This is a genomic window from Pseudomonas sp. SG-MS2 (assembly GCF_009933855.1).
GTDB classification, from domain to species: Bacteria; Pseudomonadota; Gammaproteobacteria; order Pseudomonadales; family Pseudomonadaceae; genus Aquipseudomonas; species Aquipseudomonas putida_E.
Window position 1 is genome coordinate 113733 of record NZ_MOMO01000227.1, and the last position, 9932, is coordinate 123664.

Sequence of the window (9932 nt, forward strand, 5' to 3'; positions counted from 1 at the left end):
GTGCATCGCCTTGCTCAGGTTCATGAGCGGGCGAGCATGCCTGCCTGGCGGAGCGGTAGAGGCTTGAATATCTACCACCCCGACGCAGGCGGGCAGGCCTTACTCGGCCGGTTTCTTGAGCTTCGGGTTGGGGAAGAACTGCACCGTCTGCACCTTGGCCGGCGCCGCCTTGGGCGCCAGGTGGTTGACCCGCGTCCCAAGTTCCTTGGGTACCGACAGGCCCTGTTCATTCAAGGTGTCGGTGAAGCCGCAGGCTACGCACTCACGGTGCGGCACGTCGTCTTCGCTCCACATCATCAGCTTGTCCGGCTCACTGCACGCCGGGCAGACCGCCCCGGCGATGAAGCGCTTCTTGGTCTTGTTCACAGCTACCTCGCTCATGCCGCCGCGTCCTCACTCAGCCCACAGTGGCGCAGCAATGCATCGATGGAAGGCTCACGGCCACGGAAGTCGACGAACAGCACCATCGGCTCGCGCGAACCGCCACGGGCCAGAATGGCCTCGCGGAAGGCGCGGCCTGTCTCGGCGTTGAGCACGCCTTCTTCCTCGAACCGTGAGAAGGCATCAGCCGACAGTACTTCGGCCCATTTGTAGCTGTAGTAGCCCGCCGCGTAACCGCCAGCGAAGATGTGCGCAAAGCTGTTCGGGAAGCGGTTGTACGCCGGTGGGCGCATGACCGTCACCTCGTCGCGCACGCCTTCAAGCACCTGCAGCACACTACGACCGTCGCCGTGGCTGGCGTGCAGCTCGAAGTCGAACAGCGAGAACTCCAGCTGGCGCACCATCATCATGCCGGACTGGAAGTTCTTCGCCGCCAGCATCTTGTCCAGCAGGTCCTGGGGCAGGGCAGCCCCCGTTTCGTAATGGCCGGAGATCAGTGCCAGGCCTTCCGGCTCCCAGCACCAGTTTTCCATGAACTGGCTCGGCAACTCGACCGCATCCCAAGCCACGCCATTGATGCCAGACACGCCAGCATGCTCGATACGGGTCAGCAGGTGGTGCAGGCCGTGGCCGAATTCGTGGAACAGGGTCGTGACTTCGTCGTGGGTCAGCAACGCAGGCTTGCCAGGCGCAGCGGGCGTGAAGTTGCACACCAGATTGGCCACCGGGCTTTGCAGCTCACCACCAGCGGTACGGCGACGGTCGCGGGCACCATCCATCCAGGCACCGCCACGCTTGTTGGCGCGGGCATAGAGGTCGAAGAAGAAGCGGCCGACGTGCTGGCCGTTTTCCTTGATTTCGAACAGGCGTACGTCCGGGTGCCAGCTGTCGAAACCCTTGAGCTCGGCGATTTCGATGCCGTACAGGCGCTGGACGATGCTGAACAGGCCGGACAGCACCTTGTCGATCGGGAAGTAGGCGCGCAGGGTTTCCTGGGACACGCTGTAGCGCTGCTCGCGCAGCTTCTCACCGAAGTAACCGGCGTCCCAACTGGCCAGCTCGGGGCAACCTTGCTCGGCGGCATAGGCCTTGAGCTGCGCCAGGTCCTGGGCGGCAAACGGCCTGGAACGCTTGGCCAGGTCGCGCAGGAAGCTCAGCACCTGGTCGCTGGACTCAGCCATCTTGGTGGCCAGGCTCAGCTCGGCGTAGTTCTTGTAGCCCAGCAGCCCGGCCAGTTCCTGGCGCAGGTCGAGGATCTCGCGCATCACCGGGCCGTTGTCGAACTGGCCGGCATTCGGGCCCTGGTCGGAGGCGCGGGTGCAGTAGGCCGCGTACAGCTCTTCACGCAGGGCGCGGTCACTGGCGTAGGTCATCACCGCATAGTAGCTGGGGAATTCCAGGGTGATCAGCCAGCCATCGAGGCCTTTGGCCTGGGCGGCAGCAGCCATCTGCGCCTTTGCCGAATCGGTCAGGCCGGCAAGCGCGGCTTCGTCGGTAACGTGCTTGGTCCAGGCCTGGGTGGCGTCGAGCAGTTGGTTGGAGAAACGGCTGCCCAACTCGCTGAGCTTGCTCTGCACCTCGGCGTAACGCTGCTGCTGGGCGGGTGGCAGGTCGATGCCCGACAGGCGGAAGTCACGCAGTGCATGCTCGAGGATGGTTTTTTGCGCCACATCGAAACCTGCGGCCTCAGGGCTGTTGGCCAGTGCCTCATAGGCCTCGAACAGCGTACGGTTCTGGCCCAGTTCGGTAGAGTAGGCACTGAGCGCCGGCAGGCAGGACTCGTAGGCCTCACGCAGCTCTTTGCTGTTGCACACCGCATTGAGGTGGCTGACCGGGCTCCAGGCAGCGCCCAAGCGGTCATTGAGCTCGTCCATGGCCAGCACCAGGCCGGCCCAGGTGGGGTTCTTGCCTTGCTTTTCGAGGATCTGGGCAATGGCTTTACGGTTATCGGCCAGGATCTCTTCGATCGCCGGCAGCACGTGTTCGGCACGGATCGCCGAGAAGGGCGGCAGATCATAAGACTGCAGAAGCGGGTTGTTCGCACTCACGGTTTGGCTACCTTGGCAGAAGAAACACTGCCCCATCTTAATTACAATCGACGCCGACCGCAGCAGGCAGCCTGCCTATCGGCACAGATGAGAGACCCTATCATGGCCATTCGTAGCTTCCAGCAACACACTCCGAAAGTTGGGCCACGGGCCTTCGTCGACCGTTCGGCAGTGGTTCTGGGTGACGTGGAAATCGGTGAAGACAGCTCTGTATGGCCTTTGACGGTGATTCGCGGCGACATGCACCGCATCCGCATCGGTGCAAGGACCAGCGTGCAGGACGCCAGTGTGCTGCACATTACCCACGCCGGCCCGTTCAACCCGGACGGCTTCCCGCTGATCATCGGCGACGAAGTGACCATCGGCCACAAAGTCATGCTGCATGGCTGTACCCTGGGCAACCGCATTCTGGTCGGGATGGGCAGCACGATCATGGATGGCGCCATCGTCGAAGACGAGGTGATCATCGGTGCCGGTAGCCTGGTGCCGCCCGGCAAGCGCCTGGAGAGCGGCTACCTGTATGTGGGCAGCCCGGTAAAGCAGGCACGGCCACTGACCGACAAGGAACGCGCCTTTTTCCCTTACAGCGCCGGTAACTACGTGAAGCTCAAGGACCAGCACCTGGCCGAAGGCTACGACCGCCCGGAATGAACCTGACTACCGAGACCACCATGCACCAGCAGAATATCCTTTTCGACCTTGACGGCACCCTGACCGACCCGCGCCTGGGCATTACCCGTTCGATCCAGTACGCCCTGGCCAAACTGGGCATCGACGAGCCGGACCTAGCGCGCCTCGAGCACTTCATCGGCCCACCCCTGCTACAGGCCTTCATGCAGTTCTACAGCTTCGATGAAGCCAAGGCGTGGGAGGCGGTGAATTTTTACCGGGAACGCTTCCGTGTCACCGGCCTTTACGAAAACCTGGTCTTCGAAGGTGTGCCGGAATTGCTCCAGGCCCTGAACGGTCAGGGCCGCACGCTTTACATCGCGACGTCCAAGCCCTGGGAGTTCGCCCGTGAGATCGCCAGGCACTTCGCCTTCGATCATCACTTCAAGGTGATTTACGGCAGCGAACTGGACGGCACCCGCACCAACAAGGTCGAGCTGATTCGCCACCTGCTGGACGAGGAAGGGCTGGACCCGGCGCAGACCCTGATGATCGGCGACCGCAAGCACGACCTGATCGGGGCGCGCAGCAATGGGTTGCAGGCAGTGGCAGTGGGGTATGGGTTCGGCAGCGAAGAAGAGCTGAAGGCCCACACGCCTGAATTCCACTACGCCACCTTGGCTGAGATGCATCAGGCGTTCATCAAGGCCTGAGCGCGTATGTAAGGGCCGGCTTGCCGGCGATGGGCCGCAAAGCGGCCCCCAGCGCTCACTGACTGGCCACCAATCGAGCCAACACCGCCTTGCGCTGCTCGGCCGGCAACCGTCCTAACGCTTCTACCTTCCGATAGAAGCGTACCCAATCCCCCCCAGCCTCGCGAAACACCGCCGCAAACGCCGGCACCCATTGGTCATACAGCCCAAACGGCAATAGCTTGGCATTGCTCATCGGCCCATACATCCAGGCGTCATAACGCTTGTCCCCAGCCCATTGGCTATCTCGAACCTGGCGATAATCGCGCCTCAACCGGTCGAATTCTGCCTGTTTGGCCGCACGTTTGTGCGCATCATCCAGCGGCCCGGCATAGAGCGCCTGCAGCCGCTCGCGGCTGGCCAGAATCAGCCGTATGAACTGGTCACGCTGCAGGCCCTGCTCACCCTGAGTCGCTTCAAGCCCACGAGCGGCGCGCCATTGCCGCGTTCCTTCCTGCTCGACGAACGTGGCGAAGGACTCGTTGAACTCCGTGTCGTCCTGCACATAGACGCGCTGATGCGCCAATTCGTGGAAGATCAACGTGGCCAGGCGCTCATCACCCCAGCCGACCATCGACGACAGGATCGGGTCGTCGAACCAGCCAAGCGTCGAATACGCCTCGACGCCGCTCACATAGACATCCATGCCCGCCTGGCGCATCACCGCCGCCGCGCCGCGGGCCGCGCCCTGTTGGTAATAACCGCGGTAAGCGACGCAACCGGCAACAGGGAAACAGTGCGTCACCGGTTGCAGCGAGAGCTCAGGCGTAGCAAACACATTCCACACCACATAGGGCCGCCCAAGGTCGGCATACACCCGATAGCTGCCGTTGTCCGGCAGGCCCAGTCGTTTGCTGGCGAACAGCCGCGCCTGCTCGGCGTGTTGCAGACGGGCCCGCAACTGCGGGCTGGTGGCCGGGTCGGCGAGTACCCGCTCCACTGGCTGACGCGCACGCAACAGTTGCCACTGGCCATCGGCCAACTGGCCGTAATAGGCAAGGCTGCTGCAACCACTGAGCAGAAAGGCGCCCAGCACGGGAACCAAAGTGCTGAAAACGCGGTCGAGTGGCCCAGGGCCTGAGCACTTCAAAAGAAAAAACCAGACCATCTTGGGCTATCCATTCGCTCACGGCCGATGCGCTCCAAGACTATCTCGCCAAGGGGGAGTTTCGCCATGCGTGCACTGTTCATCGCCAGCTCAATGCTGCTGATGTCTGCCTGTTCGACCCTGCCCGACCCGGACCCGAACCAGGCATGGATCGACCTCACCCCGCACGACGAAACCTCGCTGCACGCGGTGCAGGTGGACGAGCGCGATTGGGCAGACACCCGCTATTTCGAGGTCCAGCCCGGTAGCCACGAGCTGACCGTCCGCTACCAGTTCCCGGTCACACCCAGCAATATCGGCCCGGTCGGGGAACCTTTGTGGCGCGACTGCCAGCTCAATCTGACCTTCAAGGGCTTCAACGCCGGCCAGCGTTATCAACTGCAAGCAGGCAGCATCGGCTTCCGGCCCTGGATCAAGCTCTATGACCACCAGCAGAAACTGCTCAGCCAAGGCCTGCCGGCGGGCTGCCAACGCACCTGAAGCCCGCAAACGGCGCTATGCTTGTAACTTGTGAATCGCAAGTGGGAGTTTCGCCATGCGCCAGCCCATGATGCTGATGGCCCTCAGTGCATTGGGGGCATGCGCCAGCCCCTTGCCCCCCGTAGACCCCAAGCAGGCCTGGGTCGACCTCTACACCATCACGCCCGGCCGAGTCATCATGGCGGACAAGCTCGATGGCAAGCGCCTGGAGGACGGCCGTTACTTCCAGGTCACACCTGGCAAGCACGAACTGGTGGTGCGCTTCGATTATGAAATCTACGGGGGCGGCATGATGAGCCAGCCCAGGGATCGGACCTGTTACCTGACCGTGCGCTTTGACGATTTCAAGGCAGGCGAACGCTATCGCCTGGAGGCGCGTGCACCAGTAATGGAACCACAGGTGCTACTGTACGACGCCAACCGCACAGTGGTGGTCAACGAACCCAGCAATGTGTTCTGCATTCCCTGAAACCGGGGGGCTGCTTACCAGCCCCGGTTTCAATTGGCGATCATTCGTTCTTCTGATAAATGATCTTTTTGGTCCCGCCATCACAGCTGCCAACGATCATGTTCTGATCCTTGACCTCACTGTTGGGCACGATCTCCAGCGTGTACGACGGCACACCCTGAGCCTGGATCTTGGCTTCGATCTCGGCCTTCAGTTCCTCACACGGCTTGACCGCCGCCACGGCAGATGTGGCCAACAGAGACGCCAACACGGCGATTGCGACGCGTATCATGGCACGGCTCCTGGATGGGCAGCTGCGCTGCCGATGCTGTTTAGACTACAGCAAACCGAAGCTGTTGCGCCGCTTAGCCCACCAGGGTGGCGTCCAGGCTGATCTTCGCGTTCAACACCTTGGACACCGGGCAGCCTGCTTTGGCCTTGTTGGCAATGTCCAGGAACTGGGCTTCACTCGCGCCAGGAACCTTGGCCTTCAGCACCAGGTGCACAGCAGTGATGGCAAAGCCATCAGGCTGTTTTTCCAGGGTCACTTCAGCGATCGTATCGATACGGTCGGGCGTCAGGCCCGCCTCGCCGAGCATCATCGACAGCGCCATCGAGAAGCAGCCGGCATGGGCCGCGCCGATCAACTCCTCTGGGTTGGTGCCGGGCGAGCCTTCGAAGCGGGTGTTGAAACCATAGGGGTTCTGCTTTAGCGCGCCGCTTTCAGTCGAAATAACGCCTTTGCCGTCCTTCAGGCCACCTTGCCAGATCGCCGATGCAGTCTTTTTCATGATGCCTCCTGGTCACTCGGTTACGTATCTATGGGTTCAGAGGCTACTCACCTTCGGCAAGTTCAGATCAATCGCACCGCAAGCATTGAATCTTCCGAATGTGCCCATACAGAGTTTAAAAGGCCTTCGGCCAATCACTTTTGCGGAGGCTCCAATGACGCAGCTGCGTGACCTGAAAATTTCCACCCTCGACCTGGTGCCAGTGCGGGCCGACTCCGGCCCGGCGCAAGCGTTGCGCAATTCGCTGGACCTGGCCCAGCATGTCGAGCGTTTTGGCTACAACCGCTTCTGGGTTGCCGAACACCACAACATGGACGGCATCGCCAGCTCCGCGACCTCCGTGCTGATCGGTTACCTGGCGGGGGGTACTTCAACCATCCGTGTCGGCTCGGGTGGCGTCATGCTGCCCAACCATGCCCCCTTGGTGATCGCCGAGCAGTTCGGCACGCTGGCCAGCCTTTATCCAGGGCGTATCGATCTGGGCCTGGGCCGTGCGCCGGGCTCCGACCAGATGACCGCACGCGCCCTGCGCCGGGAGCGTTCGGGCAGCGCCGACGATTTCCCGGACGATGTCGAAGAATTGTCGCGCTACCTGGGCCCGCGCACAGATGATCAAAAAGTGATCGCCGTACCTGGCCACGACACCGAGGTGCCGATGTGGCTGCTGGGCTCCAGCCTGTTCAGCGCACAGCTGGCCGGCATGCGCGGCATGCCCTACGCCTTCGCCTCGCACTTCGCGCCGCGCTACATGCATGAGGCGATCCGCATCTATCGCGACCATTTCAAGCCCTCTACCACGCTCGACAAGCCATACGTGATGCTGGGCATTCCAATGGTGGTGGCCGAAACCGACGACAAGGCCGAGTTCCTGGCCACTTCGGTGTACCAGCGTATTCTTGCCCTGATACGCGGGCAGAGCCTGATGCAGCGCAAGCCTGTACCGAGCATGGATGGGCTGTGGCTGCCACATGAGCGCGATGCGGTGGGTAGTTTCCTGGGCCTGGCGATGATCGGCAGCCCGCAGAAGGTAAGGGCCAAGGTCGAGGTGCTACTGGAGCAGACCGGGGCGGACGAACTGATCTTTACCTGCGACCTGTATGAGCATGAAGACCGGATCAGGTCTTATGAATTGTTGGCGCAAGCCTTGAAATCCGAGTAGGCGCCAATCGCCGGCAAGCCGGCCCACAGGGAACTCCAAGGCCGCGATAGGTTGGAAGCGCTGTGGGCGTACTTGCTGGCGATTGGGCCAGCGCTCAACCCCGCCGGTAGACAATTTCCTTGCTTCCACCTTCACAGCTCCCCACAACCTTGCCAGCTGGGTCGCCCTTACTGACGATCTCCAGTGTGTAGCCCTTCACACCTTTGGCATCCAGCTTCGCGGCAATCTCGGCCTTGAGCTCCTCGCAAGGCTTGCCCGCCGCCAGCGCGCCACCCGCCAGCATCATCAGGCCCACCGCCAGAATCAGTTTCTTCATCACTCGCTTTCCTTGTGCAGATGAAAATGGGAAGGGGCGCCAGCAAAGGCGCCCCTGTCTGTATAACGCCATCACGCCGGCCGTTGCCAGCCCGACCCTGTTTCAGCTATTGGCGATGCGAAAGCCCACTTTGAGCGTGACCTGAAAGTGCGCCACCTTGTTGCCTTCGATGTGGCCACGGGTGTCGACCACTTCGAACCATTCCAGATGCTTGATGCTCTTGGCCGCTTCGGCCAACGCATTGTTGATGGCGTCTTCGATGCTGGTGGTCGAGGAACCTACCAGCTCGATCTTCTTGTAGGTGTGATGATCGGTCATGAGCGCTCTCCTTGGGTGACAGTGAAATTGAGCCTAGCAGTGCCGGCCTGGTTTACCTGCGAGCCGTCAGGCTGGGCGAAAGTTCGATCGCACTTTCGCCCCGGGCCGCAGTCGCAATCCATACAGTCCATACTGCAAAGGAGAGTCACCATGCACCGCAATTCGCTGCGTAAAACATCCCTGGAAAGCATGGAAGCGGAGATCGAAAGCCTCCTTAAGAGCCTGGAGAGCCTCAAGCATGATGCGTCGGAGGAGTCGCAGAAGTCCGTGAAGGCAATCCGCAGCAACGCCGAAAGCGCGTTGAAACACTCGCGCAGCCTGCTTAGCGATGCTTATGAGGAAGTGAAGACCCGCACCCGCCAGACCGGTATCGCAACCCGTGATTATGCTCAGGAGCACCCGGTGACCACTGCTGGCGTAGCCATCGGCGCGCTCGGCCTGCTCGCGGCCTACCTGTTGTACCGCCGCAACTAACCTGCCTGCCGCTCCAGTTCGCGGCGCAGCCACTGCGCCAGCTGCTCGGCGCGCCCGTCTGCGGCGCGCCGTGGCACCCACAGCGCCAGCGCCGCTGCAGTAGGGGAAAAGCCCCACGGTGCGCTGAGTCTCCCGGCACGCAAGTCATCCGCCACCAGCGGCTGCGGTGCGATAGCCACCCCCAGCCCTGCCACGGCCGCCTCCAGCAGGTAATACAAATGCTCGAAGGCCTGCCCATACTGCAGTGCAGCCGGGTCCAACCCCTGTTGTCCGGCCCAGGTCGGCCACGCCTGCGGGCGTGAAGTGGTATGCAGCAAGGCTTCGTCCAGCAGCGCCACGGCGGGCGCACTGCGCAACCGCTCGAAGCCGTTAAAGTGTGGGCTCAACACTGGCCCGATACGCTCTTCGGCCAATACATGTACCTGCATGTCCGCAGGCCAAGGGGGTTCGGCATACACCAACAGCGCATCGAGCCCCGGCCGACGCGGATCAAGGTCGCCTTCCCCTGCTGACAGATGCAGGCGCAGCTCTGGCAAATCCGCCTTCAGGCGCCCAAGCCGGGGAATGAACCATCGCGCCAACAGGCTACCCGAGCACCCCAGCACGAATGGCGCCTCGCTGACATCCCGGCTGAGTTCGGCGCAGACACTGCGCAGCCTGTCGAACGCTTCACCACTGGCATCACGCAGCCTGACCCCGGCATCTGTGAGTTTGATGCCGCGCCCGTCCTTGACGAACAAGGCCACGCCCAGGTGTTCCTCCAGCACCTTGATCTGCCGGCTCACGGCGCCATGAGTCACATGCAGCGCTTCGGCAGCCTGGCTGACGCTATTGAGCCTGGCGGTGGTTTCGAAGGCCCGCAGGGCGTTCAGGGGAGGGAGGTCGTGGGCCATTTGACGTGTGAGTTTTCCTGACAGGTTTGCGCAATCTTATCGGTTTTCAGCCGGGCTTGCCGTGGTTAGAGTAAAGCCCATCACTCATTCATTACGCCCTGGAGCGCCCCATGACCCAGTCCCAATACCGCCCCGGCCCCGACGCCAACGGCCTG

At 62.2% G+C, this 9932-nt stretch carries 14 protein-coding genes; 6 read left to right on the plus strand and 8 right to left on the minus strand.

Features of this window, described 5'->3' with window-relative positions:
• Positions 1-99: 99 nt before the first annotated feature.
• Together BLX42_RS19625 and prlC are read right to left on the minus strand one after the other, a co-directional pair.
• Positions 100-381, minus strand: a complete 282-nt coding sequence (locus tag BLX42_RS19625) for a YheV family putative zinc ribbon protein (RefSeq protein ID WP_046786820.1) — start codon at positions 379-381, stop codon at positions 100-102.
• Entirely contained in the window at positions 378-2429 is a 2052-nt protein-coding gene (gene prlC, locus BLX42_RS19630) for an oligopeptidase A (protein ID WP_256672043.1), read from the minus strand. The genes BLX42_RS19625 and prlC overlap by 4 nt, the downstream gene beginning before the upstream one ends.
• A gap of 102 nt (positions 2430-2531) precedes the next feature.
• Between prlC and BLX42_RS19635 the strand changes: the two genes are divergently transcribed.
• Entirely contained in the window at positions 2532-3080 is a 549-nt protein-coding gene (locus tag BLX42_RS19635) for a gamma carbonic anhydrase family protein (protein WP_039603776.1), read from the plus strand.
• Positions 3081-3100: 20 nt separating this feature from the next.
• Positions 3101-3751: an HAD family hydrolase gene (locus BLX42_RS19640; protein ID WP_161872433.1), complete on the plus strand. Its 651-nt coding sequence runs from the start codon at positions 3101-3103 to the stop codon at positions 3749-3751.
• Positions 3752-3806: 55 nt separating this feature from the next.
• Here BLX42_RS19640 and BLX42_RS19645 read toward each other — a convergent pair whose 3' ends face one another.
• Positions 3807-4880 carry an aminopeptidase gene (locus BLX42_RS19645; RefSeq protein ID WP_161872434.1) on the minus strand — a complete coding sequence of 358 codons (1074 nt, stop codon included), beginning with the start codon at positions 4878-4880 and terminating at the stop codon, positions 3807-3809.
• A gap of 84 nt (positions 4881-4964) precedes the next feature.
• Between BLX42_RS19645 and BLX42_RS19650 the strand changes: the two genes are divergently transcribed.
• Both BLX42_RS19650 and BLX42_RS19655 read left to right on the plus strand, forming a co-directional pair.
• The gene (locus tag BLX42_RS19650; RefSeq protein WP_046786819.1) at positions 4965-5378 is read left to right on the plus strand and encodes a hypothetical protein; all 414 of its coding nucleotides are present in this window, start codon (positions 4965-4967) and stop codon (positions 5376-5378) included.
• Between the two features lie 55 nt (positions 5379-5433).
• A complete protein-coding gene (locus tag BLX42_RS19655) occupies positions 5434-5847 on the plus strand; it encodes a lipoprotein (protein ID WP_046786818.1) in 414 nt (137 codons plus the stop codon).
• A 40-nt stretch (positions 5848-5887) separates the two neighbouring features.
• Here BLX42_RS19655 and BLX42_RS19660 read toward each other — a convergent pair whose 3' ends face one another.
• Both BLX42_RS19660 and BLX42_RS19665 read right to left on the minus strand, forming a co-directional pair.
• Entirely contained in the window at positions 5888-6118 is a 231-nt protein-coding gene (locus BLX42_RS19660) for a DUF1161 domain-containing protein (RefSeq protein WP_046786817.1), read from the minus strand.
• Positions 6119-6191: 73 nt separating this feature from the next.
• Complete coding sequence (locus BLX42_RS19665) at positions 6192-6617, minus strand: OsmC family protein (RefSeq protein ID WP_012312059.1); 426 nt, start codon at positions 6615-6617, stop codon at positions 6192-6194.
• A 154-nt stretch (positions 6618-6771) separates the two neighbouring features.
• On the opposite strand from BLX42_RS19665, the gene BLX42_RS19670 reads away from it, so the two are divergent.
• Entirely contained in the window at positions 6772-7776 is a 1005-nt protein-coding gene (locus BLX42_RS19670) for an LLM class flavin-dependent oxidoreductase (RefSeq protein WP_125924435.1), read from the plus strand.
• A 94-nt stretch (positions 7777-7870) separates the two neighbouring features.
• On the opposite strand, the gene BLX42_RS19675 is transcribed toward BLX42_RS19670, so the two are convergent.
• Together BLX42_RS19675 and BLX42_RS19680 are read right to left on the minus strand one after the other, a co-directional pair.
• Entirely contained in the window at positions 7871-8092 is a 222-nt protein-coding gene (locus tag BLX42_RS19675; protein WP_046786815.1) for a DUF1161 domain-containing protein, read from the minus strand.
• A 102-nt stretch (positions 8093-8194) separates the two neighbouring features.
• The gene (locus tag BLX42_RS19680; RefSeq protein WP_012312056.1) at positions 8195-8410 is read right to left on the minus strand and encodes a dodecin; all 216 of its coding nucleotides are present in this window, start codon (positions 8408-8410) and stop codon (positions 8195-8197) included.
• Between the two features lie 150 nt (positions 8411-8560).
• Here BLX42_RS19680 and BLX42_RS19685 point away from each other — a divergent pair, with 150 nt between their 5' ends.
• Positions 8561-8884 carry a YqjD family protein gene (locus tag BLX42_RS19685; RefSeq protein WP_012312055.1) on the plus strand — a complete coding sequence of 108 codons (324 nt, stop codon included), beginning with the start codon at positions 8561-8563 and terminating at the stop codon, positions 8882-8884.
• On the opposite strand, the gene BLX42_RS19690 is transcribed toward BLX42_RS19685, so the two are convergent.
• Positions 8881-9777: a LysR family transcriptional regulator gene (locus tag BLX42_RS19690; RefSeq protein ID WP_161872431.1), complete on the minus strand. Its 897-nt coding sequence runs from the start codon at positions 9775-9777 to the stop codon at positions 8881-8883. The genes BLX42_RS19685 and BLX42_RS19690 overlap by 4 nt on opposite strands.
• Between the last annotated feature and the right edge of the window lie 155 nt (positions 9778-9932).

Excerpts from the sequence above, each read along its gene's own strand:
- BLX42_RS19635 (WP_039603776.1), top strand. The coding sequence starts at position 2,532 with ATGGCCATTCGTAGCTTCCAGCAACACACTCCGAAAGTTGGGCCACGG.
- BLX42_RS19650 (WP_046786819.1), top strand. The coding sequence starts at position 4,965 with ATGCGTGCACTGTTCATCGCCAGCTCAATGCTGCTGATGTCTGCCTGT.
- BLX42_RS19675 (WP_046786815.1), bottom strand. The coding sequence starts at position 8,092 with ATGAAGAAACTGATTCTGGCGGTGGGCCTGATGATGCTGGCGGGTGGC.
- BLX42_RS19680 (WP_012312056.1), bottom strand. The coding sequence starts at position 8,410 with ATGACCGATCATCACACCTACAAGAAGATCGAGCTGGTAGGTTCCTCG.
- BLX42_RS19655 (WP_046786818.1), top strand. The coding sequence starts at position 5,434 with ATGCGCCAGCCCATGATGCTGATGGCCCTCAGTGCATTGGGGGCATGC.
- BLX42_RS19685 (WP_012312055.1), top strand. The coding sequence starts at position 8,561 with ATGCACCGCAATTCGCTGCGTAAAACATCCCTGGAAAGCATGGAAGCG.
- BLX42_RS19690 (WP_161872431.1), bottom strand. The coding sequence starts at position 9,777 with ATGGCCCACGACCTCCCTCCCCTGAACGCCCTGCGGGCCTTCGAAACC.
- BLX42_RS19670 (WP_125924435.1), top strand. The coding sequence starts at position 6,772 with ATGACGCAGCTGCGTGACCTGAAAATTTCCACCCTCGACCTGGTGCCA.
- BLX42_RS19640 (WP_161872433.1), top strand. The coding sequence starts at position 3,101 with ATGCACCAGCAGAATATCCTTTTCGACCTTGACGGCACCCTGACCGAC.
- BLX42_RS19660 (WP_046786817.1), bottom strand. The coding sequence starts at position 6,118 with ATGATACGCGTCGCAATCGCCGTGTTGGCGTCTCTGTTGGCCACATCT.
- BLX42_RS19665 (WP_012312059.1), bottom strand. The coding sequence starts at position 6,617 with ATGAAAAAGACTGCATCGGCGATCTGGCAAGGTGGCCTGAAGGACGGC.
- BLX42_RS19625 (WP_046786820.1), bottom strand. The coding sequence starts at position 381 with ATGAGCGAGGTAGCTGTGAACAAGACCAAGAAGCGCTTCATCGCCGGG.